Genomic DNA, 18507 nt, shown 5'->3' on the forward strand with positions numbered 1-18507 from the left:
AGGAGGCACTGTTAGAATGTCTCAACATCATCATAGAGATCTTTTGAAGCGGATTATGGAGCTTGACTTTGTACTTTTAGAGTTAAATCTTTTCTTAGATACTCACCCCGATGATCAAGCCGCTTTACGCGATTTTGCTAAAGTTCAAGAAGAAGTTAAGCGTTTGAAGTTGGCCTATGAGCAAAAGTATGGCCTTTTAACGATTTATGGCTACTGCCCCGAGCGCTATCCCTGGAACTGGATCGAAACTCCATGGCCATGGGAGATTAAGTACTAGAATTATTAACGGGGGAGGTAAGTTGTGACCCATGTGGATTTATGAGAAAAAACTACAATACCCTGTACGGGTGGAAAAGTGCGACCTAGGTATGGCAAAGTATCTTTACGCGCAATATGGCGGTCCTTACTGGGGTGTACCTAAAAAAATTATGGTTCGAAAGACCATTTAACTTCTACCTCATAATCAGGGTAAAGATAGACTTCCTGCACAAGGAGATGAAGAAGTTCCTGCTTTCTCTCTTGACTTAAATTGTCCAATGTAGATACATAAATAGTCATAAGTTCTGCCAGCTTAAGTATTGTTTCGTGTGCTGAGTCTACTTCAGCTAGTCTTCTGTTTAGTGTATCAAGAGTCAACAATAACTCTTCTTTTTCCGTACGCAACTCGGTCACTCGAGTTCGATATTCATCTAATTCAATTACCTCGGCTTCATAAGCTTCTTGCTGACGCTTTATAGCCTTTTCATTTCTTTTAATTTGACTTTGTAGTTCTTCTCTTTTATGTCGTTCCCTCTCTAATCCATCGGTGAAGATATCTTTTCTAGACTGAACGTATTGGACCATTTCATCAGGGTTTGTTAACATAATAACTTTATCTTGAATTAGTTTAAAGACTTCCATATCTACTCGTGCCATTTCATAAATCTTTGTTTTCGAATCACACCGACCATTACGTCCTTGACAGACGTATCGATAGTAATAATAAGTGACTTCTTGCCCGTTTTCAGATTTTTTCTTGTGTTTTGATCTGAATTCTGAGCCATACATATGTCCTTTGCAAATTCCACACCGCAACAGAGTACTTAGAAGGTATTTTCGCTCAAAACTGATTCGACGTCGATTATCTATTTTTCGTCTCGAAAGCATAATCTCGTGTACTTTATCCCATTCCTCTTGAGTGATTAAAGCAGGGTGAGCATCTTCTACTATTACCCACTCTTCCATAGGGCGACGAACACGTTTTCTTTGACCCGTAGCAGTTCGAAGCAGAGTTGTTGTATTATAAACCATAAACCCTAGGTATGCAGGATTTTCTAATAAGACTTTTATAGCACTCTCTCTCCAAATACCACCCCTTGAAGTTTTTATGCCTTTACTGTTTAACCAACGAGCTATACTGTCTCTTCCTTGTCCAGAAAGAAAACGAGATATTATTTCTTTATAAATTGGTCCTGTAACTGGATCTGGTTCATATTTTCCTTTATCTGTTTCACTGTATCGATAGCCAAAAGGTGGCTTAACATTTCCTTTACCTTCCTTAGCCTTTAGAATTTGTGTTACTTTAATTCGGGAACTTGTAGTTTTTCGTTCTTTTTGTGCCATAGCCGCATGAATCACCAACAAAAATTCATCGTCATCGGTTCGGCTATCGTAGTTTTCACGTATACTAATCATAAAGCCACCATAATCGGCTAAAGTTCGCTTAAGCTCTAAAATGTCCATTACATCCCGAGAAGAGCGAGCTATTTCTTTAGTGACAATACCTCTGATTTTTCCTGCTCGAATATCTTGAATCATTTCTTGTAGTTCGTTTCGATAACTTGCGTATTCACCACTTTTTACATCTATATACATTTTGAACAGTCTATAACCATTAACATCTGCCCATTCTGTTAAGTACTTCTGTTGATTTTCTACACTAGACTTTTGACCTTCTTTTTGCGTAGAAACACGAACATAACCTCCAATAGCGATACCTTTTTGATTTAAGGTGTCTTTGGAATGTGGCATTTCCTCTATGTTTTTGTAATTACGTTTTGGATCAACTAATTCAAACTTTTGTTTATCCAATTGACACATCCCCTTCATTTCCATAACGGCAATATTAAATATGTCCTTCAAAAAAAAAGGCAGTCGGGGTTCTTCACCCTGACCGCCGCTTATCATTTTTATCTTCAATAGCCCATTTTAGAAACAATTGATATAAGTGGTATTTTATCCATTCTTTTTTCCTTTTCACAATAAACCACCGCCATTATAAAGGGTTGTGGTTTATTGTTATGCAGAGAGAGCTTTGTCCTATTTCTCTTATCCTGCTTTTTTCTCAAGCACTTTCGCATGATTTTCTGCTTGTTGTTTTAAATCTTCCATAGCCCAACGAGCCAACAACTCATATGTTTTTTCCATGAAAATCTTGTTTGCTTGGGTTTCTTCAGGAGGCGCAACTACAATACTAGGCTTCATAAATCTTTCCTCCTCTGATTTAGCTCTTCTAAGCAAAAAGACGGTACTCCTACCATGGAGAACTGTCTTTTTTGCGTGTTTCTTCTAAACGATTATACTCTCATATTCTTTTTCTAAAACTTCTGCTACTTTCGTTGAGTAACCTTGCCGAACTAGCTCTTGAGCCGCTGCCTCGGCATTATAAACAACTTTGCGATACCGCCTTGGCTCTGTCAAAGCAGCGAATATGTCAGATGCGCTAACAATGAGAGATAGTGGGTTTGTCAACTTTTTACCCGTAGGATAGCCTTGTCCATTGGGTCGTTCATGATGCTCTTGAATGATTGTCAGAATCTCTATTGGGACATTTGGCCAAAGTTCTTCTACTATATAAGTTCCAGTAGTCGGATGACACCTCACTATTTCACGATCTCTCTCTGTTAGTTCTTTGTGAGAAAATTTATTGGGCCAAGTTGTTTTGCCAATATCATGAAAAAAAGCTCCTGCTGTCACGATCGATTCGGTTTCTTCATCCTCATTAAAAAGTTCTTGGACTAAAAATCTTGAGTATGCCGCAACTCGAAGAGAATGAGAAAATAGCTCTGTATCCCAATCTCGTATCTTACGAAACAATAACCAACGATTTGGACAGTAGATATTATTTAATGTACATTCAACAAGATTGTCATGGTTTCTTAGTAGGTTGACTTGCAGCTCTAACACATCCTTTGCTATCGTACAAACCTGTACAGTTCACTCTCAGGAATATCAGGAACATCTATTAAGACATGTAGGCTTAATGGAATACTGGGCAAGAAAGTCATTTTTATCATGCCTTCAACATGAACGTAGACAGCAGGGGACGTGATTCGGTGAAGATGTGGAGCCGGAGCCGTTTCATCAAGCCTCCCATCCTCATCATAGTTAAAAACAGCAAAACTAGAAACGCCTAGCTCTTCGTCAAGTGTTAGATATCTTATCGCTTTAGATTCTTTTTTCCATATCTCTTCAAATTGCTCTCTAGCATCTGCCTTCAAGCTATTTCTCATATCCTCTTCTATGAAAATATTTCTGTCTGCTAAATCAATTCTATTTACACTGCCGTAGCTTGCCATCAAAGCATGATCAATGGCATTGTAAATGACTCTACTCTTGGTTACATACTCTGCCATCGTTACCATGGATACGAATGCAATCAGCAAAAGCACTACAATGATCAAACCTGTCAACGCTGTGCCTGTTCCACGGTTATCATAGATAAACTTTCTAAAAAACAAATAAAACATCACCCCTTTCTTACTATCTTTTATGACTTGTTGACACGCTGTACATGGCTGGAGATGAAATTTTCACAGTCTTACTCTCTGAAGCTAAAACAAAATTTGTTAGTGTTACTCTGTCATACTTTTTTGTGTAACTTAGTTGCACTCCGATCCTTTCCCCGTATTCAGCTCTTTCGCCCTTAAGTTTTTCCGTTCCATCATCGTGAAAAGCTCTAAAGTCTATTTCTAATTCGCTTACTTCAAGACCTAGATGAACTGCTCTAGAGCGTACGTCCTGTAAAGCTTGGCTGCTTAATTCTCCCTGTGATTCAGCAAGAACTAGAGCGTAACGAGCAAGGCCGTTTATTTTGTCGCTCGTTCTGCTGAGATGAATAGGCTCTACCATGGCCAAAACGAAAAAAGCAAGAATGATAGCTATCGCTACAAAAGATAGAGCTTCTCCACCGCCACGTTCATTACGCCAGAAGGTTTTTAACATGTTTTCCCCCTACCGTGACACTAACTTTTTCAGTCTGTCTAAGATACCATTTGACATCTCAACTTGCGTGAAAAGCCTCCTAGCAATTCTTTCTATTTCATCGCCAAAAGAAGAATCAACCAGAGCTGGTATCTTGCCCTGGTTGATTATCCTCTGTATATCAGGTTTCCAATGAACCGCTCCATATGCTTTTGACTGAAGGAAATCCTCGGCATCGGAAATATCAATCCCTTCCTTACCTGTAATTCGATTAAAGACTTGCCCAACATCATTAAAATCACCGATTAACTCTCTTACTTTTAATTGAGTTAACCATTTCCTAGTATTGTGTAAAGTGGCCGTATCGAAGCCATTCATACAAATAAGCTTCGTAGCATAACGAATAGCCTCCGTTGTATGTATCTGTAAATTTGATCCGGTATCAACGACTACATAGTCAAAAAACCTTGGTAGGTTGAAAAGAATCTTCTTTATCCCGTTAGAATCTATGAACTTCTCATCTGATAATCCTGTAAGATTAGCAAGAACGTATATTCCACTTGAGTGTTTTTGCATTAATTCCAAAAGAACATTTTCTCGGATTACTTCTGGCAATGACTCCAAAAGAAAAAAGTCCTCATCAAAAGAAAGCTGTAGTTGAGCCGCTACATTGCCCCAGGGTAGATCTAAGTCAATAAGTGCTACACGTTGTTTTGTAATCTTATAGATTACAGCAGCTAGATTGACAGCCATTACCGTTTTACCTGTACCTCCTTTTGGGCTGGCAATTACAATGACTTCTTTTGCTAGAGTAGTACCGTTTAATGTTCTTAGAGCATAATTTTCTGAATCGACCTCTTCTTTTTCACTGGGCGATTCACTCGTGTCTTTTTTCTTACTAGAAGCTTTACTCTGCTCTTGGAAATCGCTTAAGCATATTTCTTTTTGTCTATTGTCATTTCTGTCTCTATCACCACCATCTTTCACGGTATTGTCTGTTTCTTTCTCTAGCCGCAACATAGCATCTCGATAGGTAGCTGGAGACTCCATTGCTTGTTTAAGTTTACTTGGTGTTATTGGGTTATAAAGGACATCATAAACACCGCACCGAATGGCCTCTGTGACTAAAGGAGCATCATAAGCAATCGATCCTGCCAGTAAAATAACTCGAATTTCTTCAAGTCTAAGGGATGTAATGATACACTCAATCTCTTCGCTACCTGGCAAAAACGCTGATAGTATTACGACATTAACGCTTTCTTTCTTAGCCATTAATACTACGCTCTCCCTATAGCCAACCCAAACCGTTTCTAAGCCAGTGAAAAGGGAAACGACATTATCTATTTGCTTGACTCCTGTTGCCAGAAGCACTTTCAACTTGCTCACCTACCTTTTGAGAAAATTTGCTTCACATAAAAGAAGCCCGAAGGCATTGAATGACTTCGGGCTTCGACGTAAGCTATTCTTTTGGATTGACCACTCTTCTTGGCTTCACTAAGTCATAGACACTGTACTTAATTTCAAAATCTCTTGCTGGAGTCATTTTTGTTTCAGGCGCGAATCCTGGTGGCTCTTGCCTTGCTATGCGATAGTAGATCGGATACTTGCCATCTTTTGTCCATACATTGACGATAAACTCACCATCCCACTTCCGCATAAAAGGAATATTGTTTACACTAGGATATTCGTGGGGTAACGTCGTCGCTTTCGTTAGGGGAATGGGCACATACCCAATACTGTTAATTGTTTCTGTTGGTGCAGGAGTTTGTTCTTTTCCTTTACTAGGCGGTAGCATTTTGCCTTCTTCAACGACCATATTATAAGGAACTAAAACCCATGCATGGGTGGCATACCCCTCGCTTTGTAACGAAACTTTGATTCGTTCTCCTGCCAATGCAGGTTGAGGACTTACCACTGGTTCTTTGGCAAAGTCTAATGGTGCAATCACCATAAGTGATTGTTCAAACCATTCAGATGAAAGATCCCATGAATCTTCTACCCTGAGTCTTAATTTATATGGTTTTTCAGATGGCATATTAATTTTGGGCCAAATCGGATTAGGACCAATAGGAAATTGACCAGAAGAAGCTGCTGGACTAGATAAATCACTTCGAATTATCAGCCAATTATCTATTAATTGACCAGATGGCGATAAAAGCTCCCAATACCAACGCTCAACCTTATTGCTAATGGGACTACCTAATGGCTGAAAGGCTTCAGACTGATCTACTGTCCAGTAGGGTTGTGTAACCATTACTACATTAGAACCTATTATTGATTGTACATTAAATCGAGCTTTTGGCTTTTCTATAGGTGGGGTCACTGGTAGCGTCATAGTTGTACAACCCCAGTGGTCAACTATATTCGGATCGCCATACACGTCGATAACACATAGTTTTATCTCATATACACCAGCAGTGGTAAAAGAAAATATAGGATTTTGTGTGGTGTGAGTTATGTTTCCTGAACCATTGCTAGGAATCTCCCAATGCCACCTAGTAACTTTATCGCCATTGGGGTCTATACTCTGGTCTATAAATTGTACTGCTTGTCCAACAATAGCTGGATAATGACTTGTTGTAAATCTAGCCACAGGCGGATCATTTTTTACGATCACTTTGTTCATCGTCCATGTAGACCAGTAGCCAAACTCATTCATTACCCTGAGCCTAAATGTCCATTCACCCGGATAAGGTAAAGACGGTGGAATACTTGTGAGCCAAAGCGCTCCTTCCTCGCTTTCTTGTAATACCTGTTGTAAAGAAGGGTGGGTATGCCAGTTAGATATTTTGTTTCCATTCGGTAACTTATTAAACTGAATACGCCATTCGTACTGTACAATGCCTTTGTTGGGCCTGCTTCGGATATCTATAGATTCAGATTTGTCTATGATTGTAATAGGCTTTCCATGACTTATTGCAGTACCATCAATTGAGCGAACTTCAAAATCAGCTACAGGTGGTCTTAGAACTAGAACTGTTCCTCCTGTTTCATTAGACCACTTAGAATAGTGATCAATTAAATTAGATTGAGTAGGTGGCGTATTTTGAAGTCCAGGCAAATCTTTAACTCGATACTTGATATTATACCAGCCTGGCTTGGTAAACCATCTTGGCGGCATAACAAGTGTTTTGTTATGTAAAGAACTGTCTATGCCAAGGTGGTTTTCAACAATACCTTTGCTGTAACTAGGATAAAGCTCTAAGTCTATTTTATTGGGAAGATGCTCAAATAACCATTCACGACCGCTAGAAGGATCTAAAGGATCATGTTCAGGGTCATTTTCGTTAACCTTAAAGTGTAATGGTTGATATACCAATACAGTATCAAAACGAGTGTTTTTCTGCTCAAAGAACGATAGAATATGTTCAGAAATTTCTCCCATTGGAATGCGCATGTCATTGTTGCTATTTACCTGAAAACCACCTGAAGGTAAATATAACCATTTAGGTACAACTTCAGGTGAACCGATTAAAAATAGCTGAATTTTATTCGTTTCTAAAAAAAGACGAATGTTTTGAAAAGTAACATTATCTTCCTCTCGAATTTGTTTATCTGTTGATAAAACGACATACTTATTGGCTTCCTGTGAAAAAGAGAGTTTTTGAAGTTCATCTAATAAACTGCGTGTATTTAGATCTTCTACAAAAGTCCAATATTCTCCCTGCTCTCCATTCATTGCCACACGTTTTCTACCCTGTGTAACATTTTTAATAGTCTTTCCTTCAAAAGGCCAAGACTCAATAGTTTTTTCTACCTTTCTAGTTTTTAAATCAGCGGCTACTTTGTAATAGGTTCCAGTAGGCCAATTGTAAGGAGTATAGAGTATATTACTGTCATTTCGAATAGTCAAAGTCCGCCAATTAAAGAAATTCGGTGGGAGAGCTGTGTCAGCATCACTACTATGATATTCAATTATTCTTTCATTGTGATACCATTCTTTATTTGCCCATGGGGAGGTAGAAGTGCTCTTAAAGTATTTTAATTTCACACTGTTGGTATAAAAAAGATAAGTATCTATTCCCAAAAAAGAACCATCTGAAAATTCTGCGTAATGTGTTAGTCTTGCATTTTCGTGAAAAGCTGCTTTATCCATTTGATAAGAATAAGTGTTATAGACGTAGTGACTTCCATACTTTTCTTCTATCGGATAAAGACCTACGCCATGCCAAGTATTGTATAATGTTGTATTAACAATAATATTTCCTGCTGAATCAAAACTTTTTCTGTAAACACTATCACTTCGTATCTCTAAAAGAGTTATTTCTTGATCAATAGATACCAGTTGGTGAAATTTATTGGACCTGCCTAAAAAACTAGCCCAAGAACCTGCATGAGACAAGTTTTTTAAAACCGTACCATTAGAGTTAAGGAATATTAACCTCTGGTATCCATGTCGATGGTTCCCCCAATAATGGTCATGAGCATACCTTGCAATCCCTATGACCATGTTTCCATTAGAGAACATTCCGGCAAAATTTAATCGTTCATATTCCTCACCATTTTCCAATGGAATTGATGATGTCTTCCACGTTCCATTTGGCAATAGTATGGCAATCCTAGCAGCGGAAGCTACAGCGTCTCTTCCTACTAAAAGAACAAGTCCATCTACCTTATCATTAAATGCAATGTACTCGATAGAAATGTTGCCCCAGGGCCATTGACCATAAAATTCACCAGAAATACCCATTTCTTTGCTTTCTGATGAGTATTTGTTCATACCTAACTTAGACAATGCTAGCCTAAGATCTGTATTTGCCTGAGCTAGTGTTTCTTTTTGATTTTGATTAAGGCCTGCTTGAAGGAAAACCATCTCAATTTTTTCAGGTTTTTTCTCTAACTCAAAACTTACATAGGGTGGCAAATTATCTACGTCAATGACAGACTTATCAATGTTCTTTTCATCCGTATTGGCCACAGGTACTGTAACAGTACGCTTTACACCGTCTCTTCCGATGTGTGTAAAGGTTTCTGAGTAAAGAACTCCATTATACTCATATCCTTTGTATACTTTTAAGTGTAATTTGTATTTGCCTACATGCTTGAAGCGGATAGAAGGTGCAGTGTCGTTATCGTTTTTTGTAATTAATTGAGCATAGTCAGTCTTTTCGTTAGCAAGTATAGTTTGATCATACATACCGTCACCATTGCTATCATAAAACAATGTCCAAACTCGCTTAACAATATCATCTCCACTTGCTAAATCCGTCCCTTTAACATAACTCCCATCTATTACCTTTACGGTATAGTCTTCCACAGAGGCTCGCAAAGCATGGTTATCAACAAAAAAATCTGCTACGGGCATAGCCTCAGATTTTACTTGTATATTCTTTTCAGCCCATCGACTTACTAACCCTTCATTGTCTGTAACTTGCAAACGAATCTTCCATATCCCTTCCTCATAAAAATATGGATTGATAGGCTCTCCATTTGTAGGCGGTTCTTTTTGAATACCAGTCCAAGCTACTGTACCGTTTGGTCTGATTAATTCCCATTTGTTGAGCGAGTCATTGATGTAGCGGTTTCCGAAAGCACGAGAGCCTTCATCGGTAATATCTATTGGCCGGTTGACGATAAGAAAGTCTCTACTTGTTTTTATATTAGCAATTGGTTCTGCAGTGGCTACTGGAACTTGTAAAGTTGTAGTTGATGTTTCACCGTCCTGATCCTCTACTGTGAGCATCACGTTGTATGTACCTGGTGTCATCCATCGAACTACTTTATCCCCACCACTTTTAAAGTCGTTTTCACTTTCAAAATTACCTGGTTCCCCAGATTCAATATTCCATTTCCACCTTGTAATCTTTTCCCCAAAATCTTCTCCCTGGTGAAAGCTTTTGTCCACGATTGCTAACCATTGACCTTCTTTAGGAAGATCTCCATTTCCAGTCTTATACTCTAATAATGCTGTAGGGGGATAATTTGGTGGTGGCCTTACAGTAACAGTTCCCTTTCGTTCTGTAGACCAAGCACCACAATCTGCCATAACACTAAGGTTAACTTGATATATACCAGAAATCTTAAAGCCATCGAAATAGAAATCCGCCTTACCTGTATGGTCTGAGTTGTATACTTCTTTTCCCGTGGGATCTAAAACACGCCATTTTGACTTTACAATCATAATATTGTCTTCTTGTGTGGTATTGGTAAAGTTTTCAAAGCCACCAAGATCCACTTGACTCTGCGTAGGAAGAAATGTTGCAATAGGATTACAAACTAGTTTTGGTGGATCGGGAGTTATGGTCGGTTTTTTAATATCGTCTGTTGTCGGTGGTTGCGATGGATCGACAACAACAATTTGAGCTACTTTAACGATATAATCAAAACTGTCTTTCCAACCCTGATCACCATGCCACCATTCAGTTGAATCTATCCCTTTGTTATTTCTTCGAACTCCATCTGTTACATGTAATCGTACTTCATAATGACCGGGCTGATTCCATTTGAATACACTAGTCAAACCACTTTTGCTTGTAGTAAAAGGTCCATCTTTTTTATCTGTTACCATAGCTTTCGTGTTTGGACTACTACTTGCCTTTACCTCGAGATACCCAACGTTGACACCACCATTGGTTGCATTTACGTCAAAGCGAAGCTGTACCGCTTCTCCAACTTTAACCTGTGGTCCACCTTGAACAAATGTAAGGTTACCTGTAGGTAACGGGGTAGTTAGGTGATCGAGTACTCTAAATTGTACCCAGTCCCATGGCTTGCCCGCTTTTGCTCCACTTAGAGCATAAACAAGACTAAAGTTGACACATTTTACCCCATTGATACTCATTACGTATGCTTCGTTAGAAGTAATTCGGCTATAAACATATTCAGGATTCCCCCCCAATCTTTTTGACCAAACTTTTACATCAACGAGTGGAATGATAGCGTATCCTGCATCAGCAATTTTTCCTACTTCGTTCAGGTTTAAAACATATGCTTTATCGTTGTTGTAACCAGGGTATTGGAGCCCATTAATATCAACACGTCTTACTCCCCCCGACTCATATTGTCTGTTTGCTGGAATTTCGATTAAAGTATGATGGACTTCAAAATCATGAGGAAATCTGTTAGGTGGAACAGTAATAATTTTTCCTTTCTTATTAGAAAGATAAAATCCACCGTTTTGTTTTTCGGGCCAGGAAAAAGTCCAACTTTCTGGAAAACCCTGCAACTGAGGATCGTAACCTCCTGCTGCCTCAACAATTTGCAGCGGTAACATACCTATCAACAGAAAAAGAATTAGTAGTCGAGAAATAAAAGTTATAATACTCTTTTTTGATGGACTCATCAAAGAATCTCCCCTTTAAGTTATACATCACCTCTCCTAAAGTTTTAACTAACACACAAACAAGGGCTTTCTCCCCTTTCGGTGCCATAATGCTTTCTCTTATAAGAAAAAACCTTCCTCTCGAAAGCGAAAGGAAGGTTTTTTCTTAGTTTGTAATTGATAAACGTTCAACCGTATGCCAGTAACCATATTGAGAGCTATAACTAAAATCATGTTCTGTCCACTCATAGGAGCAGTCCATATGTTTTAGTAAATCTAAAGGTATTAAAGCTCTTCCGTTGTTTGTAAGAACTTTAGGAATCCTCGTTTTTATGCCATTAACAGTTGCTATATCATCCTCTATTTTTAACTGCACGTCATGACCATTAATGAATATTTGAATAGCCTGTACTTCATCATTCCAACATACTTTTGCACCTAGTAAGAGTAAAGCATTTGCAGGGAAGTAAAGAACATGACCAATTCTCTGTGGTGATGTTTCAAGATAGGTTGCATCGGCAGAGTTGGCTGTCCAAATACTTGTAGCCGTTAAACCAAGGTGCATGTTGATTGTCGTTTTTCCATCAGGTGGTAATTTAGGATATACCTTATTCATGTACGTTTCAGGGTTTTTACCTGTACTAGAGCTTGCAACGGCTTCTTTAATTAATCTTGCTCTTTCTTCATCTAGCCTCCAAGGCTTACCATTGATAGAGATAATATCGTATGAAGGATACATCAGACCTACTTCTGCTCTATAACCAGTAATTTGCGAACTTGTAATTCCGGATATCACTGCATGATCCTCATAGTGTCTCCATGCCCTTGAGTCCTCTACCATTAATGTATTACCCATACGATAAATCATCCACTCTGTCCCATCATTCGGTGGCTCGTAATCGGGTGTCCATTTGTTTATATCTTTTAGATGTAGTTCTCTTGCTGCTTGTTCAAATTTTTGATCAACGGCCTTACTTGTCCAACTTGCTTCAGTAGTCGTCAACATTGAGGCGAGTAAGACAAAAGCTAGGTATCCTATAATTAAAGATCTGCTAATTATTCTCATGGCAGCTACCCCTTTCAATAAACCGTGTAAATAAAGATTACAATTGTACCGAGTAAAATCGAGGGAGCCAGTGGTATTTGTAATTGCCTAAACTCCTTAAAAGATAGGTTTCTTCTCCAGTTAATTAATAAAGCTTCCATAATTGCAAGAATCAAGCCTGCAAGCACTGCATAGACAGATAAAGTTATTCCATTAAATGCAGTGATAGCAATGAAAAGCTTGCCATCGCCACCAGGTAATAACCAAGGTACCTTGAATAAAAAAGGTAAAAGCACCATGCCGAAGATTAAAATAGTTTCAAAGAAACGAATTAGTCCTGCTTCTACAGAGAAGGAACCTTCAGGTAAAAAGCCAAAGAAAAGACCCACTACAATCATGGTTATAGTGAGCCAATTAGGAATTGTAAACGTCTTTTTATCTATCAGAGCCGCAATAAAAAGTCCCAAAAATAAAAGAACCGACTTTATTGTAAAAATCATGGCGTAAAATCTCCGCTAAAAACAGTTCCCATCCCCATAAAAGCTAGTAGCAACGGCATACCCACAAGGATAACAATGTTCAACACCATCAACGTTGGAAATATGGGGGCTATCTCGGCTTTTTTCTTCATCCTCCTTGATTCTTCGTGCTCCATTTCTCGATTGATTAGTTCTTCTAGTTTTTGAAGCATCAATACAATCCTACCCGATGATTCACTTTGACCGAGTGTAAGGGCAAAACTGTCAATTTCACTCATATTAATTCGTTTGGCAAACTCCTCGAGTCTTTCCTTTAAGACAGGTGTCGCTATATAAGTAGAAGCAAGTCTTGTCAATTCGTCTCGTAAAGGCCCTTTTGAAACAGCTCCTGGTAAAGAAAGTAATATTTCTCGCCAACCAAGACCTTGTTCAACACCTCGTTGCACCCTTCTTAACATTGATGGTATTTGCAATCTGATTTCTGTAATACGTTTTTTTCTTTGTCCACTGATATAGATAAAGGGCAACATCATTCCAAGACCCGCAATAACCATGCCTAACAAGCCATCAAAAATCATCAAGATTAGAAACGACATGCCTATAGCTCCCAGTTGATAGGAAATTAAATCTTTTATCGTCCATGAAAGCCCCGCTTGCTTGAGAATACTTTCTAGCATTTGACTAAAATAAAATCTTTTTTTCTTGTAAAGCTTTTGTTTTAATGGATTTTTTTCCGAAAGTTCATAAACAATGTATCCTGTAAAAAGGGATGCCATAATTTTCGAAAAGAGAAATAGCATTTCATTCAATAACCTACTCCCTCCCATCGCGCATATCGATAAGTCATATACATGGAGAAAGACGAAATGATTATGATAGAGACAACAGCCCATTTACCAAGATTAGATGTTCTAAGCAGGTTCATCATCTCAGGGTTTGTTGCTGTCATGTAAAAAAACATGCCTATCGTAATGCCAAGGAAAATCCATCCTAGCATTATGTTGGCACTCATTTCAGTTTTATAACTTTCCGCTCGGTTGCTTTGAGCAATTGCTTCTTCTACATAAGCTTTAATGCAAGAAGCCATATCACCACCGAACTCTACGATGTGCCCATAGTCTTTTAGGAACTCTACGAAAAGCCTGTTTTCAACTCTTTCCTGTGTCAGTCGAACTGCTTTTTTTACACTTACGCCAGACTGAATCATGCCAGCAATGTTTGCTGTTAGACTTCTTAATGGCTCATCCATGTAATCTGAAACTTCAGCCATCGATTGTACAGGATTGCCTGATGCTTGATGATGATTTAAAAGTGTTAAGAAAAGCCTTGGAAGCCTAGTCACAATACGCTCTTTATTCCATCGTAACTCTATCTTCAGAACGTGAAAAACCATGTATCCACTAAGCCCTGCCAATAAAACGCCTGCCATGGGGTTATTCAGCCAAACTTTAAATTGCCATCCTACCAAGGCACCTATAAAAAAACATAAAACTAAAAAAGCCCATCCGGGAATCGGATGGCCATTGAACCGCAATATAAGAGACTTTTTTAACAATGACTCTAGATTTTCGTAGCTTTTTATTAGCTTAGAAGGTTCTTTAACCTTTGGAATCCATACAGTGCTTGATTTCTCCAAAAGTGCCCAAATTAAGTAAGCTGTAGAAACCGCAGCAAGGGAAGAGGTTATGTACATGCTCACCCTTCTCCCCCCTTGCGTACAAACTTCCTTAATCGTAGCTTTCTAGCAAATTCCGAAGAAGGTTCGAAGTAGTGATGAGTTGGTTCACCTGTCTTTTCATCAATATCCAACTTATAAAGATGGTTAATCAAGACCTCATGACCTTTCAGTCCTGCTATTTCAGCTACTTCAATAATCCTGAAGTTTTCAAGATGTATGGCTATATCGACGGTATCTACAATCATTAATAGAATCTGATCATATGTAAGTGGCGTTTGAGCATACAACGACATAAATGCCGCCTGGTGTAACGCTGATTGAATGTTCCGAGCATGTAAAGTAGCAGCTCCACCATCGTGACCGCTCCCGAAAGCTCGAATAAGACTTAAAGCTTCTTTTCCTCGCATCTCACCTAAATAGATACGCTTTACGGCAGAACGCATTCCAGTTCGAATTAAGTCGCTGATTTCTATATGACCCTGTAAGGCCTTTCCGTTTTCATCAACAATACGTTTTTCTTGTAGCTGTAAGCAGTTTTCTCTGTTAATCCCTGCTTCCCGTTCTGATTCGCAGATCATAACACGCTCACTTTTGGGAACGCATTCATTCACGCCTGCTGTAAAAAGCGTTGTTTTCCCTGAACCTGTTGGCCCTGAAATAAGGAGATTAAAAGGATTTCTAAAAAACATACGAAGCATCTCACCTAGTTTTTCAGGAAACATAGCTGATTCTTCTAGCTGTTTTAAACTAAAGTGTTCTTCAGGGTGTTTTCGAATGCTCATCCAAGGATATTCCGCCAAGGGAGTCCATCCTACACTAATGCGTAGTCGATTGGCTCCATCTTTTAAGTCTTGAAGGTTGTTTACTGGATCAATTTTGCCACCTAGTCTGGTAACAACGGAGCGTATGAAGTTCTCATATTCTTTCGGTGAAAAAGTAATGTTGGTCTTAATATCATCTCGACCGCGGACACGCTTTATTATCTCGTTGGGCTTGTTCAGAAAAATATCCGTAACATTAACTTCTTCAAGAAGATCATGGACAGGACCATAACCAAAAAGACGCTTATAGGCATCTGCCTGAATGACTTCGTACGAAAAAGGCAAGTTGGTTTTTACGGACAAGTCTTTTATTGCTTTTTCAACAAAGGGAAGAGCAGCTTTGGGTTCAATATTTCCGGCAAAAATGTCTTTGAACATACGACTATGTTCTGATGAAACTCGTGCTACTACTTGAGAGACAATTTCTTCTCTCTGATGACCCCAGCTAGAAAGATCTAAATACTGAGAATAACCCACGCTTACTTTTTCCTTCAGTGATACCAGCGCCAAAACTAGCACCTCCTTCTTGAAACGTAATTCTTTTAAGTAATGGCTCTCCAAATCCTGTCCACTTTTCTATCGGCTCATCTGACCTGGCCATATCGAATACAACTCTTTCGCTCTTTGCCGAAAGTGCTTCCATATTTACAGCTACAGGAATTACTTTTTCCTCAATATCTTTCTTCACCTGATTCAACTCTTTTACTTGTTCATTGTTGATTTCATAAACCCACTTCGCTCTATAAGGTGTAATAATATGAGTTGATGAGCAAAGTGCTGAAAAAGTAAGCGGTAAGAGAGCTATTGTCGAAGTATCCACTACAATCGACGAAAACATTTCTTGAGCTTTTTTGAAGAACTTGATAGCAAAATCTTCTGTAAGTCGATTAAAGTCATTCAAGCTACTGTACCCCGGAATGAGTACGCCCCCAGACCAATTGATTAAAGATTGCTCAATATCTTGTTTCGTAATGGTTCCTTGCCCCTCATAGGCAGATATAAGATAAGCCAACCCTTTGCCTTCACTCCATTTTAAGCGCCTGGATATTTCCGCACCGCTACCACTATCCACCAATAACGTTCGGTTTCCTCTTCGATTCAGTTGATAAGCCAGCTCCATCGAAATAACTGCTGTATGAGAACCAGCAGGAGTAAATACACTCACAATGTTTCCTATGCATTCTTTGAAATGTAAGCCGAGCAAAGAAGTTACTTTCTCTATTGGTGTGATGCCGTTCTGTAGCACTTCCCACCCGGTTTTATGTAGTTTGCTTGCAAGCTCATCTTCGTCGCTCTCCAATAAGGCTACTCTTTTCACGCAGTTAATTTGCATTGCCCACTCAAACAGTTCATCAGCACCCAAAATCCCTGGAAGCTTGCTTGAAAGCAATATAATATCACAATCATCTTTCTTTTCACTAGACAAGATCTTTCTTAAGGAATCCTGACTTCCTGCTGTCCAATCTAAGTGTGCTTCTTTAAAAACTAGAGAAAACTCTTCAAGCCAAGGTATGGCTAATCCAATCTTATTGGTCATGGCCTCTCCTTCTAAATTAGATCTTCGACAATTTCTGTTTCTGCATCCATGACTTGTTCATTCTCTTCTCTTTCATCATTGACAATTGCTGAAATGCCATATCCAACTACGCTTAAATCCCAACCATTTTTAATCGCCTGACGAATTTTCAAGGCAGTATAAACATTAGGTACATAGATTTCGATGAACGAAGGTATATTGGCTGCTTCCTTACTTTTAGTACCATCAAGGTTATAAAGCGTCTTGCCATCTTTGTCATAAACGAATCGAATTTTTGCACCAGGCAGAATAACTTCTGTTTCGTTATCAGAAACGGCTAAGATGTCTACTTCATCTCCCGGCTTAATGGTCGTACCTGAAGTGATCATGGAAACACCAAGTCGCATAATCCTGTATTCTGGTGAAACGATGGGTCCTGATTCTAGTCGTGATTCTCTTACGACTTCATTAGCAGCCAAAGGCATTGTACTAACCTTTCCAACAACCTGATCTAAACTTTTCACTGAATCGGTTACCCGTAAACTTTGAGGAATATCTATGACTGTAACCATTGAATTATTGATCACCGTTCCTGCCTGAACAGGTTTCACTGCAACGACAACAGAATGCCGAATTTCAACGTCTTTAAAACCTTCTGCAGTCAGAGCAAAATACCAACTTACAAAAGCTACCACAGTGGCAAGAACTATCCTTACGACCTTTTGTTTTTGCAAATACCGCTCCCTACCTTTCTTTATTAGAAATAAAAGGCCGTTTCGAGTTATAGGTACCTCGAAACGGCCTTTTCTCTTTATCCCTGTGAAACTACACTGAAACTAATTTTAACTGCATCCATTTTATAGGTCTGAACCTACGCTAAGTCCCGACTCAGCATGCTCCTGAATCGCTTCTGCTGTCCCCTGCAATGTATCACTCAAAGTAGAACCTAAAAACCGCAAGCCACCGAATAGCACTAAAACAACAAATACGATAATAGCCACTGTCTCAATCGAAGGTCCTCCAACTTTATCTTTGAACCATGCTTTTAAATTACTCATTAAAAATAAATCCTCCATTATGTAAATTTAGTTCGGAATAACGCTCATTGTAGCTCCAACCCAATACCATAAACTGCCTGCTAAAAACAAAGCCAAAAAGCCCATAAAAATAGCACCGATTCCGGCGCCTTTTACTTTATCGATACCGAATAACATTCCTACGACCGCTAATATAGTACCTCCAAGTATCCCGAGTACAGCAATGATTCCTGTAACGCCTGTAATTCCAGTGATTAAAGTACCACCTTTATCCGAAAACTCATTAAAAGCTTCTTCTAAGCTAACAGGTCTATATTGACCGCCTGAAGCCTTTTGTAACATCTGCTCTGTTGTTGTTAAGTTATCTACCACCTTTGTCTGTACTTCATTTGTTTCAGCATTTGCTGGCAAAAGCAGGCACTGAAATAAAAATAAAAATAAAAAGAGTCTTAGAAAACCGATATGCCGAACAACGTTCACCCCCTTTC

General features: G+C 38.9%; 17 protein-coding genes and 1 pseudogene. 2 read left to right on the top strand and 16 right to left on the bottom strand.

Translation table 11 applies throughout. The features are described 5' to 3' along the window. The first annotated feature begins 16 nt into the window (after window positions 1–16). Window positions 17–277 (top strand): spore coat protein CotJB, encoded by a 261-nt coding sequence (locus F9B85_RS10510; protein WP_151620691.1) that lies wholly within the window; start codon window positions 17–19, stop codon window positions 275–277. A gap of 31 nt (window positions 278–308) precedes the next feature. Continuing rightward, window positions 309–404, top strand: a pseudogene (locus F9B85_RS10515) (manganese catalase family protein); the annotation flags it as partial. Window positions 405–426: 22 nt separating this feature from the next. Here F9B85_RS10515 and F9B85_RS10520 read toward each other — a convergent pair. The 16 genes from F9B85_RS10520 to F9B85_RS10590 form a co-directional block, all read right to left on the bottom strand. Next, the gene (locus F9B85_RS10520; protein ID WP_170270424.1) at window positions 427–2070 is read right to left on the bottom strand and encodes a recombinase family protein; all 1644 of its coding nucleotides are present in this window, start codon (window positions 2068–2070) and stop codon (window positions 427–429) included. Window positions 2071–2307: 237 nt separating this feature from the next. Continuing rightward, a complete protein-coding gene (locus F9B85_RS14425) occupies window positions 2308–2463 on the bottom strand; it encodes a hypothetical protein (protein WP_170270426.1) in 156 nt (51 codons plus the stop codon). A gap of 84 nt (window positions 2464–2547) precedes the next feature. After that, on the bottom strand, window positions 2548–3165 hold the full coding sequence (locus F9B85_RS10525) for an HD-GYP domain-containing protein (protein WP_170270428.1): 618 nt from the start codon (window positions 3163–3165) through the stop codon (window positions 2548–2550). An 8-nt stretch (window positions 3166–3173) separates the two neighbouring features. Next, window positions 3174–3719 carry a hypothetical protein gene (locus tag F9B85_RS10530; RefSeq protein WP_151620697.1) on the bottom strand — a complete coding sequence of 182 codons (546 nt, stop codon included), beginning with the start codon at window positions 3717–3719 and terminating at the stop codon, window positions 3174–3176. 22 nt (window positions 3720–3741) lie between these two features. After that, on the bottom strand, window positions 3742–4203 hold the full coding sequence (locus tag F9B85_RS10535; protein WP_151620699.1) for a hypothetical protein: 462 nt from the start codon (window positions 4201–4203) through the stop codon (window positions 3742–3744). A gap of 9 nt (window positions 4204–4212) precedes the next feature. Next, complete coding sequence (locus F9B85_RS10540) at window positions 4213–5553, bottom strand: CpaE/TadZ family protein (RefSeq protein ID WP_243138159.1); 1341 nt, start codon at window positions 5551–5553, stop codon at window positions 4213–4215. Window positions 5554–5641: 88 nt separating this feature from the next. Further along, window positions 5642–11464 (bottom strand): hypothetical protein, encoded by a 5823-nt coding sequence (locus F9B85_RS10545; RefSeq protein ID WP_151620703.1) that lies wholly within the window; start codon window positions 11462–11464, stop codon window positions 5642–5644. Between the two features lie 145 nt (window positions 11465–11609). Then, window positions 11610–12509 (bottom strand): stalk domain-containing protein, encoded by a 900-nt coding sequence (locus F9B85_RS10550; protein WP_151620705.1) that lies wholly within the window; start codon window positions 12507–12509, stop codon window positions 11610–11612. A gap of 14 nt (window positions 12510–12523) precedes the next feature. Continuing rightward, window positions 12524–12988, bottom strand: a complete 465-nt coding sequence (locus F9B85_RS10555; RefSeq protein ID WP_151620707.1) for a prepilin peptidase — start codon at window positions 12986–12988, stop codon at window positions 12524–12526. Next, the gene (locus F9B85_RS10560) at window positions 12985–13563 is read right to left on the bottom strand and encodes a hypothetical protein (RefSeq protein ID WP_151620709.1); all 579 of its coding nucleotides are present in this window, start codon (window positions 13561–13563) and stop codon (window positions 12985–12987) included. The genes F9B85_RS10555 and F9B85_RS10560 overlap by 4 nt, the downstream gene beginning before the upstream one ends. A 209-nt stretch (window positions 13564–13772) precedes the next feature. Continuing rightward, window positions 13773–14660 (bottom strand): type II secretion system F family protein, encoded by an 888-nt coding sequence (locus F9B85_RS10565; protein ID WP_243138160.1) that lies wholly within the window; start codon window positions 14658–14660, stop codon window positions 13773–13775. Between the two features lie 2 nt (window positions 14661–14662). Next, a complete protein-coding gene (locus tag F9B85_RS10570; protein ID WP_151620713.1) occupies window positions 14663–15976 on the bottom strand; it encodes an ATPase, T2SS/T4P/T4SS family in 1314 nt (437 codons plus the stop codon). Further along, window positions 15912–17003 (bottom strand): ParA family protein, encoded by a 1092-nt coding sequence (locus F9B85_RS10575; protein WP_151620715.1) that lies wholly within the window; start codon window positions 17001–17003, stop codon window positions 15912–15914. Before F9B85_RS10575 ends, F9B85_RS10570 begins: the two co-directional genes overlap by 65 nt. Window positions 17004–17014: 11 nt before the next feature. Continuing rightward, window positions 17015–17716, bottom strand: a complete 702-nt coding sequence (locus tag F9B85_RS10580) for an SAF domain-containing protein (RefSeq protein ID WP_170270430.1) — start codon at window positions 17714–17716, stop codon at window positions 17015–17017. Window positions 17717–17839: 123 nt separating this feature from the next. Continuing rightward, entirely contained in the window at window positions 17840–18040 is a 201-nt protein-coding gene (locus F9B85_RS10585; RefSeq protein WP_151620719.1) for a Sec-independent protein translocase family protein, read from the bottom strand. Window positions 18041–18067: 27 nt separating this feature from the next. Further along, window positions 18068–18391 carry a hypothetical protein gene (locus tag F9B85_RS10590; protein WP_151620721.1) on the bottom strand — a complete coding sequence of 108 codons (324 nt, stop codon included), beginning with the start codon at window positions 18389–18391 and terminating at the stop codon, window positions 18068–18070. Window positions 18392–18507 lie beyond the last annotated feature (116 nt).

The organism is Heliorestis acidaminivorans, from assembly GCF_008933955.1.
Taxonomy (GTDB): domain Bacteria; phylum Bacillota; class Desulfitobacteriia; order Heliobacteriales; family Heliobacteriaceae; genus Heliorestis; species Heliorestis acidaminivorans.

Excerpts from the sequence above, each read along its gene's own strand:
- F9B85_RS10510 (WP_151620691.1), top strand. The coding sequence starts at position 17 with ATGTCTCAACATCATCATAGAGATCTTTTGAAGCGGATTATGGAGCTT.
- F9B85_RS14425 (WP_170270426.1), bottom strand. The coding sequence starts at position 2,463 with ATGAAGCCTAGTATTGTAGTTGCGCCTCCTGAAGAAACCCAAGCAAAC.
- F9B85_RS10535 (WP_151620699.1), bottom strand. The coding sequence starts at position 4,203 with ATGTTAAAAACCTTCTGGCGTAATGAACGTGGCGGTGGAGAAGCTCTA.
- F9B85_RS10545 (WP_151620703.1), bottom strand. The coding sequence starts at position 11,464 with ATGAGTCCATCAAAAAAGAGTATTATAACTTTTATTTCTCGACTACTA.
- F9B85_RS10550 (WP_151620705.1), bottom strand. The coding sequence starts at position 12,509 with ATGAGAATAATTAGCAGATCTTTAATTATAGGATACCTAGCTTTTGTC.
- F9B85_RS10555 (WP_151620707.1), bottom strand. The coding sequence starts at position 12,988 with ATGATTTTTACAATAAAGTCGGTTCTTTTATTTTTGGGACTTTTTATT.
- F9B85_RS10560 (WP_151620709.1), bottom strand. The coding sequence starts at position 13,563 with ATGTCGTTTCTAATCTTGATGATTTTTGATGGCTTGTTAGGCATGGTT.
- F9B85_RS10565 (WP_243138160.1), bottom strand. The coding sequence starts at position 14,660 with ATGTACATAACCTCTTCCCTTGCTGCGGTTTCTACAGCTTACTTAATT.
- F9B85_RS10575 (WP_151620715.1), bottom strand. The coding sequence starts at position 17,003 with ATGACCAATAAGATTGGATTAGCCATACCTTGGCTTGAAGAGTTTTCT.
- F9B85_RS10585 (WP_151620719.1), bottom strand. The coding sequence starts at position 18,040 with ATGAGTAATTTAAAAGCATGGTTCAAAGATAAAGTTGGAGGACCTTCG.